Raw genomic sequence first — 21,205 nt, 5'->3', positions numbered from 1 at the left:
TGCCATTTCGGAATAACAGTTCCGCAATGGCAGTTTTTTTACATACAGATAAAGAATAATAGGCAGATATGTTTATTGAAAAATCTGGTGCTATCTTATATAATTAATTAGAATGTATATGAACATACATACAGACAATAGGATATGGAGGGAAGGTTTATGAAAAAATGTATAACCTGCGGACAGGAGATTAAAGACGATGCATTATTCTGTCCGTACTGTGGAACACGCAATCAGGGGGATGAGCAGGGCGCAGCCATAGAACAGGACACAGTTCAGGACACTTCAGTCAATGATAATCAGGCTGAGAACAGTTCTGACGATACTGTGACAACGGATGAGGCGGCTCAGAACATAGCTAATGATCCATTTGCATATAACAGGATGAATCTGGGACAGGCGCAGCAGGTGCCGCCGATGCAGCAGTACCAGCCTCAGCAGCAGGTGCCGCCGATGCAGCAGTACCGGCCTCAACAGCAGGTGCCGCCGATGCAGCAGATGTATCAGCCTCAGTATGGCACTGCGAATACAGCATGGCAGGATACTAATGACCAGCCATTATCAGTGGGTGGCTGGATAGCAACGATGATAGTCCTCATGATTCCGGTTGTTAACTTTATAATGCTGCTTGTATGGGCATTTGGATCAGGTAATAAGAGCCGCAAGAATTACTGCCTTGCATCTCTTATAATTGCTGTAGTGATGATAGCGTTAATTATGGTGTTTTATATTGCTTTCGGATTAAGTGCGGCATCGGCATTTAACACAATGTACTACTAGAATGCAAGCATTATAAGAGGATTTATATGAGACCTGCATATACTGCAATAACAAAGCAGACGGATAATCCATTTCTCAATATGTATAAGATGGATGCAGTTGACAGGAATGGAAAGACATTTGGATATTATTTTGCAACCAGAAAGAATGACGGGGAACTGGCCTGTCAGACAAGTGCAACATCGCCCGATGGTGCTGTTATATATGCTGTAACAGAGTGTCCAAGCGACAGAATTGTGCTTATAAAGCAATACAGGTATCCGCTGGACAGATACATATATGAACTGCCGGCGGGCCTTATAGAGCCTGGGGAGACGATAGCAATGACTGCCTCAAGAGAGCTTAAGGAAGAGACAGGTCTTACATTCAGGGAATATGAGGGAGGTCTGGAAGCTTTTAGAAGAGCTTTCTTTCAAGCACAGGGCCTTTGTGATGAAAGCAACGCTTTGGTGTTTGGATATGCGTCAGGAGAGATTTCAGATAAGAAGCTTGAAGAGTCTGAAGCAATAGAACCGGTGCTTGCAGATAAGAGGGAGGCACTCAGAATATTGCAGGAAGAAGAGCTTTCGATACGATGTGCATACATGCTTATGCAGTTTGTCAATTCTGACCCGGAAAAGCCTTTTGCTTTTCTCAATCCATCTCTGTAAAATACAAAATACCGGCATACAATTCGTAGTACGAATAATTCTTTATTACGAATTGTATGCCGGTATTTTCGATATGTGTCAAATATTATCTGTAACCATATTACTTCTTTTTATTTTTCTTAGATGATTTTTCTTCAGCAGCTCTTCTTGCCTTATCTTCATCCAGAGTCTTCTGGGCTTTGGCTCTTAACTTAGCCATAAAGCCTTTCTTCTTGGCAGGAGCAGGAGCAGCCTTGCCACCACGGACTGACTTGAGACCAACAATATAGATACCGCTTACTTCAGCCTTTACCTCAGCTTTAACAGGAAGTTCATCGAATACCTTATTATCAGCAATAAGTGTCATTACCTTAGGACCAATCTTAGCCTTAACAATAGGAAGCTTAGTGCGTCTCATGTACTTAGGGGTCTGATCCATTACAATCTTAGGAAGACCTGCTTCCGACATCTTCATTATCTTTTTGTCAATTATGAGCATTGACATAACCTGCTTGGCTGCATCAATCTGTGCCTGCTGTTCTTCCTGTCTTTTACGCATCTTATTGCCGATGATAAGAAGGGCAATGAAAAGTGCTGCGAGAACAACGAGGACGACAATTAAAACAATCTTCCATACTGCCATTGTGTAAATTCCTCCATATACGTAATTCTGAACGTGATTATCCAATTTATCAAGAATAACCATACTTAATAGTTATACTACATTGCGGGCTGTAACACAAGTATCATTTTATACAAGAGACTGATTTTTCTCGTACATTTTGAGCATGATTGAATGTGTATAAGCACCGATTGCCTTGCGGTCTTCTTTTGAAAGAGTGGTGAGGTCTATTGGTGTGCCGAATTCAATAATGGTGTGTGTACGTCTGATGAATGGAAAGTGATCTTCGAATGCGGCCGAGGTATTATTCTGAACCATTGGAATAATAAGGCAGCCGGATTTTTCGGCAATCTTAAAGCTTCCTTCTTTGAACGGCATTATGCCGTCACCTTTATTGCGTGTACCTTCAGGAAATATTACCATGGAGATACCGGCTTTTACTTCATCAATGCCTTTCAGTATTGTCTTAAGGCCCTCTTTGATATTGGCACGGTCAAGGAAAAGGCAGTGAAGATATCTCATCCATACACGGAGAAGAGGAACCTTTTCGATTTCCTTTTTGGCAACGAATCCTGTAATTCCGGGCATCATGGAGTATGAGATGATTGTATCAAAAAATCCGCGATGGTTACCGATAAAAAGTACCGGTTTGTCTTTTGGAATGTTCTCATATCCGATTACGGTTGTGTGTATACCGCCAATAAAACGTATTATTTTGAAAGCTGTCTGCACGATTCTTAAAGAGCTGATATCCTTAGCGTGGGGATTAAACTTTCCTATTAGCCACTCAATGAGAAAAAGAGGAATGCTTATTATAAAAAATATAATAAGAAAAATGATTATCAGTAACGTTCGTATCATATCTGTACCTTCCTTTTTAGTATTTTATGAAATAAGCGGTGTCCGTTATGAATGAACACCGCTTAAATTAGTAATCAGATTAACGATTAGTACGGCTTACCGGAGAGTTATTACTGCTATTGCTTCCGGAAGAGCCGCTGCCTGTGCTTCCGGCGGCAACAGTACTCTTTGAATTCCCGGAGGAACCTGTTGCTGCACCGGGCCGGCTTCCTGATACCGCAGACTGCGTAGGTGACGTCACGCCGGTTGTACCCTGAGAAACTCCGGGCATCACTGTAACTGCCTTGTTATGCATGGTACAGAGATTACTCAGATAAGAATCTGTTATTGTATATTCAGCATCTCCTACAGGGTATTCAGCAGCATCCTCTTCATTAAGAATACTTGATGAAGGCTTTCTTATAAATATCTGTGAAGATGTTGCGGGACAGAAAGAGCTTGCTGCCATTCCGGACAAATCACATACATTGACACGTACGTGTGTATCGCAAGTATCTTTTGGCTGATTATCCTCCGCAAAGTATTCAGAGATAACCTGACTGCCTCGCGGATCTGCGTCACACAGATCGTCCACGGCAAGCTTTCCTGACTGCGAGCAGACATCAGATAACTGGATAATATTGTCAACGGAAGGAAAATCCTTCGTCTGAAGCCCCTGATGTATCTGGGTCATTATCTTGGACCAGATCTCACGGTGCTTATAATTGCTTGTTTTCATTGTTGTATTGTCATCAAAACCTATCCAGATTGAAGCTGTGTAGTATGGTGTGTAACCGCAGAACCAGATATCTCCGTCAGCGTTGGTTGTACCTGTCTTACCGGCTACAGGCTGGTTAGCTATAGCAGCTGCAGTACCGGTACCTGACTTGATTACATCTTCCATTGCGTTGGTAAGCAGCCATGCCGTAGTCTCCTTGAAGACACGTCTTGTCTCAGTCTGTGAATTATCAATTACAAGATTACCATTCTGATCATATACCTGGGTATAAAAAACAGGTTTTGTATAAGTGCCGTTATTAGCTATCGCAGAATACGCTGCAGTCATGTCAAGGTTCGTAACACCCTTTGTCATGCCACCGAGTGCAAGGGACTGGACAACATCATGTACACCGTTAACGGCATCCTTTGGAGATACCAGTGTGGTAAATCCAAGCTTCTGCAGGTAGGTAAATCCAACCTGTGGAGTTATCATAGTAAGAACCTTGACGGCCGGTACGTTACGTGAACGCTTAAGAGCTTCACGGACAGTTATAAGACCCAGATAGTTCTTCTCATAGTTAGTTACAAGCTTAGCCTCGTCACCCTGATAATAGTAAGGTGCATCATCGATAGCTGTAGCAAGCGTTATGGCGCCGACATCAAGAGCGGGACCATAAGCTACAAGCGGCTTAATTGAAGAACCCGGCTGTCTTGCGGTTCTTGTTGCACGGTTAAGTGTTCTGTTGCCGTTCTTATCGCCACGCCCTCCGACTATAACCTTGACCTCTCCGGTGTACTGGTCCATCAGAGAAAATGATATCTGAGGCTGTATGGTAAATGAAAGATTCTCAGCTACAAGCGCATTGCCCTGGGCAAGTATAGCTTCACGATACTGGTCAACGTACTTCTGAGCTTCGTCCTGACTGTTGAAGGTCAGACTGAAGTTAGCACGTCCTCCGGTTGTCTGGAAATATTTCTGCAAAGACAACTGGGAATAATTGTGGCGCTTGCCATTCGCATCATCAACAGTAAGAGCGTATGATATCGAAATGTAGGTATTCGCGGGCCAGTTTGCCGGGTCATTAATTATTGAATCGGCAATTGCCTGCATAGTGGAATCCTGAGTGGAATATACAGACAGACCGCCTTTATATATAAGGTTAAGAGCCTGTGTCTCCGTATAACCTTTCTGCTCCTGCAGATCCTGTGAAAGCTGCTCAATCAGCTCATCAACAAAATAAGAATATGTTGATGCCGATTCTTCAGTATGTAAATCCTGAATTCTTGCGTACACGTCATCAGCAATAGCTTCCTGATACTGTGCTTCAGAGATGTATCCCTGATCACGCAGATTCTCAAGACATACGCGCTGTCGCCGCTGATTCTTTTCTGGATAATTAATCGGATTATATCCGCTTGGGTTCTGGGTAATTGAAGCAATTACGGCACATTCGGATATAGTCAGTTCAGAAACATCCTTATCAAAATAGCCATTCGCAGCAGCCTGGACACCGAGATAGCCATTACCGAGATTGATGGTGTTGAGATAATTCTCAAGAATCTTATCCTTGCTCATTGTTGTCTCAAGCTTTACTGCAAGATACTGCTCCTGTATCTTACGTTTGATTTTTTCAGATGTACTCTCATTATACGCGTTAAATACATTATTCTTCAGAAGCTGCTGTGTAATTGTACTGGCACCCTGTGAAAGAGAGTGTGTCTTAATAACTTCAGAAGCGGCACGTACAATACCGCGTATATCAATACCGCTGTGCTCATAGAAACGTTCGTCCTCAAGCACAACAAAAGCATGCTGCAGGTATACCGGAATCTCATCAATGCTCTTGGCAACACGATTAGAACCTGATGCGACGAGAGACTGAATCTCATTGCCTTCATTATCATAGACCTTGGTCGCAAAGCCTGTAGGAGACACATCAATTGTAGATATATCCGGAGCGGAGTCAATGACACCTTTTACCATACCGGCAACAACACATCCGCCGCCAACAATCACTGCGACAGCACATACGAGAAGAACCTTACAGATATTGACACCAAGCTTGGCGCCTATCCTGCTTCCGGTGGACGTTAGCTGCTTTTTCTTCTGGCGTACACCTTTCCTGCCATAATTCATAAAAACACCTGTCCTTAAAATATAATATACGATGTGAGTATATCACACACATTCATTTTTGACAAATATAAATGACTTATTCACAAATGTATGCTATGCTGTATAAATGCAGTGCTTACGAGGATTTTGATTAAAGGATGGGACATCATGAAACATTTTTACATAATAAGCAGAGCGGGCAGTGGAGAGATAGTTGAAAAAAAATCAAGATTTATAGCAAATGTCTATCCTGTTAAAAGCGAGGAAGAAGCTTCATTATATATAGAGAAGGCTCGCAAAAAATATTGGGATGCACGTCATAACTGTTATGCTATGGTGATTGGCGCACATGATGAGGTGCAGAGATGCAGCGACGACGGAGAACCTTCAGGAACAGCAGGTAAGCCGATATTGGAGGTTATTCACGGAAGGCAGCTGCATAACTGTCTTATAATAGTTACAAGGTATTTTGGAGGTGTCCTTCTTGGAACAGGCGGGCTTGTGCGCGCATATACATCAGCAGCAATAGAAGGTTTGTCAGATGCGGGGATAAAGGAACAGCTGACGGGTTCAAAGATAAGTCTCACATTTGATTACAGCAATCTTGCTAAGATACAGCATATATCCACACAGCTTGGACTTGAACTTGAAGAAGTCAGCTATACTGACAGAATAACGGCAAGTGTAATGGCAGTGCCGGATACTGCAGCTGAGTTCATTGCACAGGTTACGGACAATACATCGGGACAGGCAGAGCTGAATGTGGAGGATGGCGTGCTTATATACAGGGACGCAGATGCCGGTGAGATTTTACATATGTAATGCCGGTGTGTAATGTGATTGGTGAAAAATCATAAAGCAATATTACAAATTGGCTCATTTTGCTGATACTTGTCATGCGGAATGTTAAAATGCAACAATTAAAGCGCATACGGATAAGATATAATTAGACATTTTTACTATATGATGTGCGTTGGCATACGTGACATCATAAATGCAGAAAACACATTTATGTGAAATAAACATGAAGTTTATATATTTTTTATAAGTACGGCAAATGCCCATAAATAGGCATTTATCACAAATACTTAACAGTTTGTTCAAAAAAAATACCCAAATTGTTAAAAATGGTCTTGTTAAAATTACACAAAAATGTTATTATGTATCTACCGATTAAATTAATCTAATGTCGGGGATGAAGCCGTACGGCTTCAAAACCAAAAAGGAGGGTTTCATTTTTATGAAGAAGACAGTTAAGAAACTGGCTGCTGTAGGTTTAACACTTACATCAGTAATGAGCCTTGCAGCATGTGGCAACAAGACAACAGAGGGTCCTGCTAACGGATCAGTAGCTGCTAAGGAAGTAACACAGCCTAAGTCATTCACAGTTATGGTTGATAACACAGTCGTAGCTGAGACAAACGGTGGTAAGGAGTTCTATGCATACCTTAAGACACTTCTTGGTGACGGAACAATCGATATTAAGTGGATTCGTCCAGATCACTCAGGATACTATGATGCAGTAGGTAATGCATTCAACGCAACAGATTCTATGCCAGACGTAGTTCTGCTTTCAGCTGATTACTATGCTCTGTATGCATCATCAGGTTACCTTTGGGATATGACAGATGCTTGGAATGCTTCTGAGACAAAGAACTCAGGCAGACTTATCAAGACAGCTGATAACGTACTTAACGCTCTTCAGGTTGCAGGTCTTGACGGACAGAAGAGAATGTACGGATTCTCACCATATCGTGGTAACGGATGCTGTACATATGTTAAGAAGACATGGCTTGAAGCTGCTGGTCATCAGGTATCAGATATCCAGGGTAAGACTCTTACATTCGACGAGTACTATAAGATTCTTAAGGATATGCAGCAGGCTAAGAACAGCGTAGTTATTTCTTCAGCCGGTTACATCGGATCAGAGGCTCCTTATACAAACTACCTTCCAGAGTTCTATCAGAAGGCTCAGTACTCATTCTATAAGGCAGCTGATGGTAAGTACGTTGATGGATTCGCTCAGAAGGAGATGCAGGATGCTCTTACAAGAATCCAGACAGCTGTTAAGGATGGCGTAATTGATAAGGAATCAGTTAACAACTCAACAGCTAACGCTCGTGATAAGTTCTATGCAGATAACTCAGGTGTATTCACATACTGGGCTGGTACATGGGCTGACACACTTAAGACACAGCTTGAAGCTAAGGGTCTTGACAGCGAGCTTATCGCTATCAATCCTATCAAGGAACTTGGTACATATGTAGAGCGTATTGCACCAGCTTGGTGTATTACAACTCACGCTGAGAATCCAGAAGGAATCTTCAAGTACTTCATCGACACAATGCTTGATGGCGGCGACGTTCAGACAGCTTGGGAGTATGGCGCTAAGGGTACTCACTGGGATACAAAGGAAGAGTCAGTAACAGTTAAGGGTAAGGAAGATAAGCCAACAGAGTACAAGGAAGGCGAGTTCCATATGCTTCCATCACCTGAGAAGCCTACAGGTCTTATGAAGAAGAACCATATCGATCCAATCCTCGCTCTTGCAACATTCAAGAACGGAACAGATCCAGGTGCTAAGGCTCTCACAGATGTAGCTAAGACAAATGGTGAATTCTTCGCTAACAATTCAACAGTTGCTGTAGCTGTTCCTTACACAGAAGAGATGGCTGATAACATCTCTGATATCAACAAGCAGAGAAACATCATCGTAAGTAAGGTTGCTAACGGTGAGATGTCAGCTGCTGATGGTATCAAGGAATACCAGAGCAAGGTCGGCAACAAGGTTGACGAAGTTCTTAAGTCACTTAATAAGTAATTAGTTTTAATTAGTTTTTTCATGATAGGTTTGCTTTCAGGTGGGCAGCCACCTGAAAGCAGATTCTGTCTAAAGCAGCTTTTCTTAAGTAGGCTTGAATGAATTACGAAATTTTTTAGGAAAGAAGGAAGGTAAAAAGATGCAATGTAAGTCTTGTAATACAGAGTTACCTAAACATGCTAAAGTGTGCCCAAAGTGCGGCGCCAAGGTCAGCGATAAGGGACCTCAGAATCTTAAGGTAATTGCTATAGCCGGTGCTGTAATTGCGTTTATAGGTGGGCTACTGCCTTTTGTTCAGAATACTGGAGATGTTGAAAAAGCCTACAGCTTTATGAATATCCAGATGCCTGTATTCTGGTATCTGTATATGATTGCTTTAGTAGCAACAATTCTTCTTTGCGTAGCAAAGAAAGAAAAACTTTCAATTATTACAACTGCAATTGCAGGCGTAATTTTTGCAGTAGCATTTTTCGTATCACCATTCCTTGAATATGCCGGAAGACAGCAGGGCAAGGGCGGTACAGTTATTAACAAATATAACAATGTTATGCTTAGTGATCTCCTTTCTAATGGAGAGAACGGTATTGGTATGGGTACATTCGTTGTAATTATCGGTCTGATAGTCGCAATTATAGGTGTATTCTTCGATTTATTGAAGTATTTTAAGAAGGAAATTAATGTTGACGCAAAGTACATGACGAACTCCATCAACAAGAGTGTATGGTCAATGGTATACTACTACAGATGGTTCTATGTTATGTTCCTGCCGGCACTGATCTTTGTATTGTTATTCAACTACTGGCCAATGCTTGGTCTGCGTTACGCATTTACAAGTTATAAAATCACTAATCCGTATTACATAGGTATTACTCATTTCCATGAGATGGCTACAGCGGATATTTATTTCTGGACAGCATTTAAGAATACTCTTTACCTGAGTGTTATAAAGCTCATCCTTAACACAGGTGCAGCTGTTATCATTTCTCTGCTGCTCCATGAGATTTCTAACATTATATTTAAGAAGACAGTACAGACAATTATCTATCTCCCTCACTTTATGTCATGGGTTGTTACAGCTTCTCTGTTCCGTCTTATCCTTGCTCCAAGTTCATCAGGTATGGTTAACACATTCCTTGCAGAAGTATTTGGTATGTTTGGTGGTAACCCATCCAATGGTATCTTCTTCCTTGGAGATCCGAGATACTGGGTTGGCTCATATTTCGTAATCAATGTATGGAAGGATACAGGTTGGGGAACAATCCTCTTCCTTGCTACACTGTCAGGTATCAGCCCTGAGCTTTACGAAGCAGCTGAGATTGATGGTGCTAACCGTTTCAACAAGATGAGATATATAACACTGCCAGCACTTACTAACACAATTATTACAGTATTCATTCTTAACCTTGCTAAGGTTATGAACCTGTTCGAGTCAGTATTCGTACTTATGAACGATGCTGTATATGATGTATCTAACGTATTACAGACATTCGTATACTACAAGACATTCGGTGGTGGACGTCCTGATTACGGTTATACAACAGCCGTTGGTCTCTTCCGTTCTGTTGTCAGTGGTGTTCTCGTTATCATCTGTAACTATGCAAGTAAGAAGGTCCGCGGACGCGGTATTGTGTAAGGAGGGTGTGAAGAATGAGTGAAATCGTAGTTAAGAAGAAAAAGAAGAAAGTAAAAGTATTCCCAATTGTTAATGCAATTATCTTTATACTTATTTCTTTAATCATACTTGTTCCTATGTGGAAGGTTATCGTTGACTCTTTCGATGCCCGCGCTGGTTATGGTATGTTATTTTGGCCACAGGTATTCTCTATCAATGGCTATAAGGAAGTTATTACTAATGCCGTGCTTTACAAGCCATTCCTTATTTCTGTATTCGTTACAGCAGTAGGTTCATTACTTGGTCTTACACTGGCAACACTTGGTGCTTATGTACTTATTCAGTACGAGATGCCTGGACGTAACTTCTTCGCTAATATGTTACTGTTCACAATGATATTCAATGGTGGTATGATTCCTACATACCTCGTTATGAAGAACCTGCACCTCCTCAATACACTTGGTGCCGTTATCTTCCCACTGGCTATCAATGTATATAACCTCGTACTTATGAGAAACTTCTTCGAGGGTATTCCGGGAAGTTTGTTCGAGGCAGCACAGATTGACGGATGTTCTCCAATGGGCATCTTCTTCAAGATTGTACTTCCTCTTTCAAAGGCAGCTATTGCCTCAATCGGTCTGATGTTCATGGTAACATTCTGGAACGATTATACAAACTTCAAGATTTATATTAATGATAACTCACTGTTCAACTTCCAGATTAAGCTTCGTAGCTTGGTTATGGATAACGATATGCCTGATGTTGGTGGTGTAGATCCTAACACAGTTAAGAATGCAGCTACTATCGTTGCTATTCTTCCGTTCATGATTATGTACCCATTCCTTCAGGACTACTTCGTACAGGGCGTTAACGTAGGTGCTGTTAAGGAGTAATCTATAGTATCTACAATATAATATGAATTATAAAGGCTTTGCCTGCTGATGTGTCATTTGCATGACATGTCATTGGGTAAAGCCTTTTTTGACACAAACTTTCTGTAAAATGGCATTATATATGTTGCTTAAATGTGGTAATTGGTGAAAAAGTGTAGTAAAATGGATTCATTAAGTAAACATATTGGACAGGTATATATTAAGAAATATGTCAGAATGGAGATTGAGTGATATGGATACAAAGATTTTTTGGGCAGGGGATTCCACTGTAAAGCAGAATAATTATACGAGTTTTCCACAGACAGGAATCGGTCAGGCATTCGCACTTTTTATAAAGCAGAGCATACGTATTGAAAATTATGCGCAGAATGGCAGAAGTACCAGGAGCTTTATAGCTGAGGGACGCCTTGATGCAATAGACAAAAGAATAGGTGAGGGTGATTTCCTTTTTATACAGTTTGGACATAATGACGAGAAGAAGCAGGATCCATCCAGATATACTGAGAGCTTTGGTTCATATCAGGAGAATCTTCTCAAGTTTATAGATGTAGCAAGAAAGCATGGTGCGCATCCGGTGCTTATAACTCCGTTATACAGAAGAAAGTTCAATGAGGACGGAAGGACGCTTGTTGAGGGTACGCATCTGGATTACCCTGAGGCGATGATAGAACTTGGCAAGCGTGAGAATGTACCGGTTATTGATCTGTGTACATCAAGCAAAGCACTTATAGAACAGTTTGGCGAGAAGGCAACAAGAAAGTGGTTTATGCATGTTGAACCTGGTATATATCCGCATTTCCCTGATGGGAAGGAGGATGACACGCATCTTCAGTACGAAGGCGCTTACAGATTCTCACAGCTTATTGCAGAAGATATGAAGAAGCTTGGCGGAGTATATGCGGATTTATTTATTGATCCGGACAGCGATTATGAGGACCCTGCAATGTTGATAGATTAATATTGCTAGATTAATGTTGATGATTAATAGGAGGAGAATAATTGATTAATCAACTGGAAAATGCGATATATCTCGAGAATCTTTCACAGATTAAGAGAATATTACAGGAGAATCCCAAAGAGATAAACAGGGAAGATGAACACGGCGTTGCTATGGCATTCCTTGCAGCAAAGAGCGGTAACGAGCAGATTTTGAGATATATTGTGGAATATTCGCTTGCCAACATGAATATGGTGGACAGGGATCACCGCAATATACTTCATTATGCAACAATGTCCGGGAGCCTTAAGTGCGTGAAGTATCTCGTCGAGAAGGTTGGGATGTCTCCGGTTAGTGGTGACTTTAACCTTGTGACACCTTATGATATTGCACACGATAACAAATTTATGGATATCGAAGCGTATTACGAAGAGGTAACCGGGGCGCCAATTACGCAGATGTACCGTAATCCGATAAGAACGGGGTTCTATCCAGACCCTTCTATAGTCAGAGTCGGCGATGATTATTATATGGTGAATTCGTCATTTATATATTTCCCATGTATACCGGTCTCACATTCAAAGGATCTTATTCACTGGGAGATAATAGGACATGCAATAACCAATACGCAGTGGGCAATGCTTGATGAACTTGAAGGAGGCAGAGGCTACTGGGCTCCGGATATATCTTACTATGAAGGTAGATTCTATATTACGGCTACATACAGGCTTAATGACACAGGTACTGTGTACAGGAAGCAGATCGTGGTGTCCAGTGATAAGCCGGAAGGACCGTACAGCAAGCCTGCAATCATAGATGAGGATGGAATAGATCCATCAATATTTAATGATGATGACGGCAGAAGATATATGCTTCTTAACAGAGGTGCAAGAATATTTGAACTGAGTAAGGATGCGACTAAGAAGATATCTGAGGCGCAGATGCTTTATTACGGAAGCAATAAAAGGGCACCGGAGGGACCACACCTGCTTAAGAAGGACGGATATTATTATCTGTTTCAGGCTGAAGGCGGAACAGGCCCGGGACACAGGATAACCGTGGCACGTTCCAGGACACTTATGGGTAATTACGAGAGCTGCCCGTATAATCCGATAATGAGACAGAATGACGAGGGAGCAGCGATACAGCGCTGCGGACATGGTAAGCCGGTACAGACTCAGAACGGTGACTGGTATATGGTGTATCTGTGCGGAAGAATGGTAGGCGGTGGATACAGTATACTCGGAAGAGAGACAGCGCTCGATCCGATTGAGTGGACACAAGACGGATGGCCGATAGTAAATGGCCTTAAAGGACCGAGTGTATTACAGATTAAGCCGGGTCTTCAGGAATGTGTATATGATGAGCTGCTTAAGGATGATTTCTCAGAGCCGTATCTTGATACACAGTGGATGTTCCCGCGAGCTCCTGAGCTTGATGGAATAGAGCTTAAGGCAGGATTTCTTAAGATACACGGAAGTGTTGCAGATCTTAGCAGCATGAAAGCACGTAATGTTGTCCTGAGAAGACAACAGCATTTTAAATTTGATGCAGAATGCAAGATGAAGATTAATCCCATGGCTATGGGACAGAATGCGGGCCTTACATGCTATTATGACGAGAATACATTTCTTAAGTTTGGACTGTTCATGGAAGCAGCTGTGAGGGATGATGACAAGGCACCGTCATATGTAATGAAGATTAATGTTATCCAGCACATAGATGAGGATAATATTGCCTGTGAAGGAGTTGCAGTTGATACAAAGCAGAGATTCATATGGCTTAAGATAGTGACTAATTATCTTAAGAGAAGCTTTTATTACAGCTATGATGGTGAAAATTATACACATTTTGTGACACTTGATAATGTGTATTATCTGTGTGATGAGGGCCTTAACAAGGGCAAGAGGTTCACGGGGGCCATGGTTGGCATGTATGCATATGCCGGCGGGGAATATACGCATGTGGCCGAGTTTGATTATTTTGAATATAAGAGCAGATAACAGACAGGTTAATAACAGGCAGATTAATAAAATGCAGGAGGTAATCTGAAGTGAAGAATCAGAAGGTAGAGAAGTTTATTGACGGGTATCTGAAGAATTTTAAGAGTGCCAAGGTTGATAAGTGGAATTATGAGGACGGATGTGTGCTTAAGGGTGCACAGATGATGTATCAGGTAACAGGTGAGGAGAAATATAAGACATTTATACTTGAGTACCTTAAAAAATATATAAATGAAGACGGAACAATTAATTATTATAACGCTGAAGACTACAATATCGACAACGTAAGCACCGGAACGGTTCTTTTCTTTGCATATGATGAGACAGGAGAAGAGAAGTACCGCAATGCAATAGAGCATATTATGGATCAGCTCCGTAAGCAGCCGAGAACACAGGAAGGAAACTTCTGGCACAAGAACATTTATCCTAATCAGGTATGGCTTGACGGATTGTATATGGGACAGGTCTTCTATATGATGTATGAGAGCAGATTCGGCGGCAAGGAGCACTACAGCGATATAATTAAGCAGTTTAAGCTTGTGCGCAGGAATATGTTCAATGATGAGAAGCAGCTTTATTATCATGCATATGATGAGAGCAGACAGATGTATTGGGCTGATAAGACTACAGGGCTGTCACAGAACTTCTGGCTCCGTTCAATGGGCTGGTATCTGCTTGCACTTATAGAATGCCTTGATGCAATCGACCAGAGCGTATATGAGTATTATGACGACCTTAAGAGCCTTTTCAAGGAGGCACTCAAGGGAGTACTGAAGTATCAGGATGAGAAGACGCACCTGTTCTATCAGGTAATAGACCGTGCCGATGTCAAGGAGAATTATCTTGAGACATCAGGCTCTGCAATGATAGCATATGCAATGCTTAAGGCATGCAGAATGAAGGCGGTTCTTGCGGAGAAGTATGAGGATAATGCAATCAGTATATTTGAAGCACTTGCTGATAATAAACTTGAGGAAGTTGACGGAGAGCTTAAGCTTGGCGGCATATGCTCAGTAGCTGGTCTTGGAGGCAAGGAAAAGCGTGACGGCAGCCTGAAGTACTATTTCAGTGAACCGGTTGTATATGATGACCATAAGGGCGTTGGACCATTTATAATGGCATATTCTGAGATTAACAGATTATAAGATTATAGCAGGAATGGAGATTAATATGGAATTACAGATTGTTATTAAGACAGGAAGAAGCGTAGTTGTCGAGCTTACTGATTCAGGTAAATATTACTCAGAGAAGAAGTATGATATATATGTTAACGGCGGGAAGTTCATGGAGAGTGACAAGGTTATAACATCACTGTACGGACTTAAGCCTGATACGGAGTATACAATCAGCGCCGTATATGACGGTAAGGAGATAGCTCCTGTAAGTGTCAGGACGGATTATGAATTTGTGACACTTAATGTAAAGGATTTTGGCGCATATGGTAATGGTGAGCATGATGATACTAATGCAATCCAGTGCGCTATCATGTCATGTCCTAAGGCGGGACGTATTCTTGTCCCGGCAGGCGAGTATAAGATATCAAGTATTTTCCTGAAGAGTGATATTACACTTGATCTTGCAAAGGGAGCAGTGCTTTCTGCATTCACTGAGAGGGAGAAGTTCCCTATTCTTCCGGGAGTTATTGAAAGCTATGATGAGACTGATGAATATAATCTCGGCTCATGGGAAGGCAATCCGCTTGACTGTTTCTCAGCAATTGTATGCGGAATTAATGTGGAGAATGTAGTTATCACAGGTGAAGGAACGATTGACGGCAATGCAGGCTTTGATAACTGGTGGTATAACGTAAAGGTCCGTAATATTGCATGGAGACCGAGACTTTTCTTCATCAATCACTGCAGGAATGTAACAATGCACGGAATAACAGTGCAGAATTCTCCGTCATGGACGCTTCATCCTTACTTTAGTGACCATCTTAAGTTTATTGATGTTAAGATTAAGAATCCTGCCAATTCACATAACACAGACGGACTTGATCCTGAGTCATGTACAGACGTAAGAGTGCTTGGTACATACATTTCGGTTGGTGATGACTGTATAGCAATAAAGTCGGGTAAGATCTACATGGGCAGAAAGCATAAGATTCCTACATCCGATATGGAAGTACGCCAGTGCTGCATGCGCGACGGACATGGTGCCGTAACGGTCGGAAGTGAGATTGCGGCAGGTGTTAAGGATGTTCATATAAGAGACTGTATTTTCATGAACACAGACAGAGGCTTAAGAGTTAAGACGCGCCGCGGACGTGGCAGGGATTCAGTGCTTGATGATATTTCATTTGAGAATATTACAATGGACAATGTAATGACACCGTTTGTTGTAAACAGCTTTTATTTCTGCGACCCTGACGGTAAGACTGAGTATGTCGCAACAAGCAAGGCTCTGCCTGTAGATGACAGAACTCCGGCTATTAAGAGACTTACATTCAAGGATATTAAGGCAACGAACTGCCATGTGGCAGGTGCATATATCTGCGGACTGCCGGAGAGTAAGATTGAGCGTCTTACATTTGAGAATGTAGATATAAGCTATGCAGACGATGCAAAGTCAGGTGTTGCAGCTATGATGCTTGCATGTAAAGAATCATGCAAGGCAGGAATTATTGTAAGCAACATCAAGGAGCTTGTACTTAAGAACGTTAATGTGGAAGGCTGCGAGGGCGAACCTGTTGTCGCAGAGAATGCTGATTCAATCATTAAATAGTCTAATCACGGAAAGAGGCAGAGAATGTTTAAGATCAATATGAAAGGGCCCAGGGGAAAGTCAGTAGAAGACTGGTTCATCGAGTGTTACAAAAAGAACGAAGGGCACCCGATGAAGATTCTTCTTGGTCTCTACAGGGGCAATTATAATAAGTTTTTTCTTGCAGTAGTATTTTTCTTTATAAAGCACAGCCCGGTATGGGTGCTTCCAATCATTACGGCCAATATCATTAATGAAGTAACGGTTGGTGATGCTAACTGCTGGCGCAATATGATAATATACGGAATTATAATGATTGTTCTTATTGCGCTGAATATACCGATGAATTACGGATATACGAGGTATAAGAGTCTTGCAACGAGATATTGTGAGACAGGACTTCGTAAAGCACTTGTGCAGAAGCTTCAGCAGCTGTCAATTGCGTATCATACTGAGACGCAGTCTGGGCGTCTGCAGTCGAAGATTATGCGTGATGTAGAGGCGGTTGAGACGCTTTCAACGCAGATGTTCTTAAGTATACTTAATATCGCTCTTAATATCGGTATAGCACTTGCGGTAACGATATCGAAGAGTATGGTTGTATTCATTTTCTTTCTTCTTACAACGCCTATTGCGGCACTTACAATGGTATCGTTCCGTAATGTAATGAAGAAACGTAATACAGAGTTCCGTAAGGAGATGGAAGAGACCTCAGCCCGTGTCATGGAGATGGTTGAACTTATTCCGGTAACAAGGGCACATGCGCTTGAGGAAGAGGAAGTAAACAAGATGAGCGGACAGCTCCTTGCAGTTGCAGAAAAAGGCTACAGACTTGATGTGATTCAGTCTTTGTTTGGTTCTGTCGGCTGGGCGATATTCCAGGTATTCCAGATTATCTGTCTTATATTTACCGGATGGCTTGCACTCGGACATAAGATTCAGGTTGGTGACATCACGCTTTACCAGAGTTACTTTACAACGATAGTTAATCAGGTGTCATCACTCATGGCGCTCATTCCTACTATTGCCAAGGGCGTTGAGTCTGTTAATTCAATCGGAGAGGTACTCCTTGCCGATGACGTTGAGCGCAATGAGGGTAAGAAGGAGCTTGAGAAGGTTGAAGGAGCGTTTGAATTCAGGGATGTACATTTCAGATATCATAATTCCGGTCATGACGTGCTTAACGGACTTAATCTTAAGGTTAATAAGGGTGAGACAATTGCGCTGGTCGGTGAATCGGGAGCCGGAAAGTCGACGATACTTAATCTTGTAATCGGATTCAATATGCCTACCGGAGGACTTCTTACAATTGACGGTGAGGATATTACACAGATTGATTTAAGGTCATACAGAAAACATCTTGCGGTTGTTCCGCAGACATCAATTCTGTTCTCCGGCTCGATAAGGGATAACATAACATACGGACAGGAGAATGTGAGTGATGAGATGCTTCGTCAGGTAATCGAGGCTGCGAATCTTGCAGAACTTGTGGATTCACTTCCTGATGGTGTTGATACGGCGGTCGGCGAACACGGTGGCACGCTTTCGGGCGGACAGAGACAGAGAATATCGATTGCCCGTGCACTTATACGTAATCCGCAGGTTATCGTGCTTGATGAGGCAACATCAGCACTTGACAGTATCTCAGAGAAGCTTATTCAGGAAGCTATCAGTAATCTTACCAGGGAAAGAACTACATTTATCGTAGCACACAGGCTTTCAACCATAAGAGATGCTGATAAGATTGCTGTAATAGCCGATGGCAGATGCGTTGAGTATGGCACATTTGATGAGCTTATGGCACTTAAGGGTGAATTCTATAAAATGAAGATGATACAGAGCTGATGATACGGCGATATATGCTGATATCATTGACATTTTGGGCTTTGTAGTTTATAATAGTGCGGACTAATGAGAGTGTCCGCACTTTTTTGCCTGTGCGGCTGTATTTTTTATAGAAAGGTGATTGGGAGTCATGGTTGAGAACAAGAAGAATATTCTTACCTATACAGGTTTGAAGCAGTTAGAGGATGAGTTACAGCAGTTAAAGGTAGTCAGAAGACAGGAAGTTGCAGAGAAGCTTAAGGAAGCGAGAGCACAGGGTGACTTATCTGAGAATGCTGAGTATGATGCTGCGAAGGATGAGCAGCGTGATATTGAGGCAAGAATTGAAGAGCTTGAGAATATTCTTAAGAATGCAGAAGTTGTTGTTGAGACTGAAGTAGACTCTGATAAGATAAATATCGGCTGTATAGTTAAGCTTTTTGACTTTGAATTCGATGAGGAGCTTGAGTTCTCAATCGTTGGTTCAACAGAGGCTAACAGCCTTAAGAATAAGATTTCTAATGAATCTCCGCTTGGTTCAGCCCTCATCGGCAAGAAGGTCGGCGATGTAATCAAGGTTGAGACACAGATGGGCGAGGTTGAGTACAAGGTACTTTCAATCAGCAGACAGTAATCATAACGAAGAGAGGTAATAACAGTGGCTGAGCAGAACAGACAGACACCGGATGTTAATGAGCAGATAAAGATAAGAATGGATAAGCTTAAGGCGTTGCAGGAAGCAGGCAATGATCCATTCCAGATTACAAAGTATGATGTGACTTATCATACAAAGGATATTAAGGATAATTTTGATGAGCTTGAGGGTAAGCAGGTATCAATCGCCGGAAGACTTATGCAGAAGAGAGTTATGGGTAAGGCTTCATTTGGCAATGTTGCAGACCTTAACGGTAATATCCAGATATATGTTGCGAGAGACAGCATTGGTGAAGAGCCATATGCAGCATTTAAGAAGTTTGATATCGGTGATATCGTAGGCGTTAAGGGCGAAGTGTTCCGTACACAGAAGGGCGAGATGTCAATTCATGTGTCAGAGATTACACTTCTGACAAAGAGCCTTCAGGTGCTTCCTGAGAAGTTCCATGGACTTACAGATACAGAAATCCGTTACAGACAGAGATATCTTGACCTTATCATGAATCCTGAGGTTAAGACAACATTTGTGAAGCGTTCACAGATTATCAAGGAGATCCGTAATTTCCTTGACGGAAGGGATTTCATGGAAGTTGAGACACCTATGCTTGTATCTAATGCAGGCGGTGCCGCAGCAAGACCATTTGAGACACATTACAATGCGCTTGACGAGGATGTTAAGCTTCGTATCTCACTTGAGCTGTACCTTAAGAGACTTATCGTTGGTGGTATGGAGAGAGTATATGAGATAGGAAGAGTATTCCGTAACGAGGGCGTTGATACAAGGCATAATCCTGAATTTACACTTATGGAGCTCTACCAGGCATACACAGATTACTATGGCATGATGGAGCTGGCTGAATCACTTTATAGGACTGTATGTGAGAAGGTCAATGGAACAACTAAGGTTAAGTATGGTGATGTTGAGATTGACTTCTCTAAGCCATTCGAGAGAATAACAATGCTTGATGCAGTTAAGAAGTATTCAGGCGTTGACTTTACACAGATTAAGACTGATGAAGAGGCTAAGGCCGTTGCTAAGGAGAAGGGTGTAGCATTCGAGGACAGGCATAAGAAGGGCGATATCCTTAATCTGTTCTTCGAGGAGTTCGTTGAGGAGCATCTTATCCAGCCTACATTTGTAATGGATCATCCTCTTGATATATCACCTCTTACTAAGAAGAAGCCGGATGCTCCTGAGTACGTTGAGCGTTTTGAGCTGTTTATGAACGGCTGGGAGATGGCCAATGCATATTCAGAGCTTAATGACCCAATCGACCAGAGAGAGCGTTTTGCAGCGCAGGACGCACTTGCAGATGCGGGTGACGAAGAGGCTAACCACACAGATGAGGATTTCCTCAACGCACTTGCATACGGTATGCCGCCTACAGGCGGTATCGGCTTCGGTATCGACAGAATGGTAATGCTTCTTACTGATTCAGCAGCAATCAGGGATGTGCTGCTCTTCCCGACAATGAAGTCCTTAGATGGTGTAAATAAGAAAAATGATGTAAATAATACAGCTTCTGAAGCACCTGAAAAAAATGTAAAAACTGAGTCTGAAAAGATTGATTTTTCTAAGGTAAAGGTAGAGCCTTTATTTGAGGAATTTGTTGATTTTGATACATTCAGCAAGTCAGATTTCCGTGCAGTAAAGGTTAAAGAGTGTGTTGCAGTACCGAAGTCAAAGAAACTGTTACAGTTTACTCTTGATGACGGAACAGGCACAGACAGAACCATTTTAAGCGGTATTCATAGCTTTTATGAGCCGGAAGAACTGGTTGGAAAGACTCTGATTGCTATCACAAATCTTCCACCGAGAGCTATGATGGGCATTGACTCTTGCGGTATGCTCCTCAGTGCTATTCATGAAGAAGAAGGCGAAGAAAAGCTTCATCTTCTGATGGTAGATGACCACATTCCGGCAGGTGCGAAGCTCTATTAAGATGATGTAAAGATGTACCGTTTTACCAAATAGACGGGACATACTTCATTTGATAAAAAACTGAAAAAACAGCGATTTACATCAAACTTACATCATTTGATGCAGAAAT

16 protein-coding genes are annotated in these 21,205 nt (G+C 42.0%); 13 read left to right on the top strand and 3 right to left on the bottom strand.

The annotated features are described in order from the left end of the window. Nucleotides 1–159 precede the first annotated feature (159 nt). On the top strand, nt 160–780 hold the full coding sequence (locus NQ488_11860; GenBank protein ID UWN95255.1) for a zinc ribbon domain-containing protein: 621 nt from the start codon (nt 160–162) through the stop codon (nt 778–780). A 26-nt stretch (nt 781–806) separates the two neighbouring features. Then, entirely contained in the window at nt 807–1,430 is a 624-nt protein-coding gene (locus tag NQ488_11855; GenBank protein UWN95254.1) for an NUDIX hydrolase, read from the top strand. A gap of 100 nt (nt 1,431–1,530) precedes the next feature. Here the strand turns inward: NQ488_11855 and NQ488_11850 are convergent, their stop codons facing one another. From NQ488_11850 to NQ488_11840, 3 genes are all read right to left on the bottom strand, one after another. Then, nucleotides 1,531–2,052, bottom strand: a complete 522-nt coding sequence (locus NQ488_11850; protein UWN95253.1) for a hypothetical protein — start codon at nt 2,050–2,052, stop codon at nt 1,531–1,533. A gap of 108 nt (nt 2,053–2,160) precedes the next feature. Beyond that, nucleotides 2,161–2,892, bottom strand: a complete 732-nt coding sequence (locus tag NQ488_11845) for a 1-acyl-sn-glycerol-3-phosphate acyltransferase (protein UWN95252.1) — start codon at nt 2,890–2,892, stop codon at nt 2,161–2,163. 79 nt (nt 2,893–2,971) lie between these two features. Then, nucleotides 2,972–5,728: a PBP1A family penicillin-binding protein gene (locus NQ488_11840; protein ID UWN95251.1), complete on the bottom strand. Its 2,757-nt coding sequence runs from the start codon at nt 5,726–5,728 to the stop codon at nt 2,972–2,974. A gap of 147 nt (nt 5,729–5,875) precedes the next feature. Here NQ488_11840 and NQ488_11835 point away from each other — a divergent pair, with 147 nt between their 5' ends. The 11 genes from NQ488_11835 to lysS all read left to right on the top strand — a co-directional run bounded on the left by NQ488_11835 (nt 5,876) and on the right by lysS (nt 21,096). Further along, entirely contained in the window at nt 5,876–6,529 is a 654-nt protein-coding gene (locus NQ488_11835; GenBank protein UWN95250.1) for a YigZ family protein, read from the top strand. A gap of 418 nt (nt 6,530–6,947) precedes the next feature. Beyond that, nucleotides 6,948–8,528, top strand: coding sequence for an extracellular solute-binding protein (locus NQ488_11830; protein UWN95249.1), 1,581 nt, complete (start codon nt 6,948–6,950; stop codon nt 8,526–8,528). Nucleotides 8,529–8,667: 139 nt separating this feature from the next. After that, nucleotides 8,668–10,161: an ABC transporter permease subunit gene (locus NQ488_11825; protein ID UWN95248.1), complete on the top strand. Its 1,494-nt coding sequence runs from the start codon at nt 8,668–8,670 to the stop codon at nt 10,159–10,161. Nucleotides 10,162–10,175: 14 nt separating this feature from the next. Next, nucleotides 10,176–11,033, top strand: coding sequence for a carbohydrate ABC transporter permease (locus tag NQ488_11820; GenBank protein ID UWN95247.1), 858 nt, complete (start codon nt 10,176–10,178; stop codon nt 11,031–11,033). Nucleotides 11,034–11,265: 232 nt separating this feature from the next. Beyond that, on the top strand, nt 11,266–11,991 hold the full coding sequence (locus NQ488_11815) for a rhamnogalacturonan acetylesterase (GenBank protein ID UWN95246.1): 726 nt from the start codon (nt 11,266–11,268) through the stop codon (nt 11,989–11,991). A gap of 41 nt (nt 11,992–12,032) precedes the next feature. Then, nucleotides 12,033–13,973 (top strand): family 43 glycosylhydrolase, encoded by a 1,941-nt coding sequence (locus NQ488_11810; GenBank protein UWN95245.1) that lies wholly within the window; start codon nt 12,033–12,035, stop codon nt 13,971–13,973. A 50-nt stretch (nt 13,974–14,023) separates the two neighbouring features. After that, nucleotides 14,024–15,118 (top strand): glycoside hydrolase family 88 protein, encoded by a 1,095-nt coding sequence (locus tag NQ488_11805; protein UWN95244.1) that lies wholly within the window; start codon nt 14,024–14,026, stop codon nt 15,116–15,118. A 25-nt stretch (nt 15,119–15,143) separates the two neighbouring features. After that, a complete protein-coding gene (locus tag NQ488_11800) occupies nt 15,144–16,697 on the top strand; it encodes a glycoside hydrolase family 28 protein (protein UWN95243.1) in 1,554 nt (517 codons plus the stop codon). 24 nt (nt 16,698–16,721) lie between these two features. Beyond that, the gene (locus tag NQ488_11795; protein UWN95242.1) at nt 16,722–18,521 is read left to right on the top strand and encodes an ABC transporter ATP-binding protein/permease; all 1,800 of its coding nucleotides are present in this window, start codon (nt 16,722–16,724) and stop codon (nt 18,519–18,521) included. Nucleotides 18,522–18,651: 130 nt separating this feature from the next. Then, the gene (gene greA / locus NQ488_11790; GenBank protein ID UWN95241.1) at nt 18,652–19,134 is read left to right on the top strand and encodes a transcription elongation factor GreA; all 483 of its coding nucleotides are present in this window, start codon (nt 18,652–18,654) and stop codon (nt 19,132–19,134) included. 24 nt (nt 19,135–19,158) lie between these two features. Beyond that, on the top strand, nt 19,159–21,096 hold the full coding sequence (lysS, locus tag NQ488_11785; protein ID UWN95240.1) for a lysine--tRNA ligase: 1,938 nt from the start codon (nt 19,159–19,161) through the stop codon (nt 21,094–21,096). Nucleotides 21,097–21,205: the final 109 nt, after the last annotated feature.

It is taken from the genome of [Bacteroides] pectinophilus (assembly GCA_025146925.1).
Lineage (GTDB): Bacteria > Bacillota > Clostridia > Lachnospirales > Lachnospiraceae > Bacteroides_F > Bacteroides_F pectinophilus.
The sequence above is the reverse complement of the archived record's forward strand: the minus strand, read 5'-3'. Positions and strand labels throughout refer to the sequence as shown.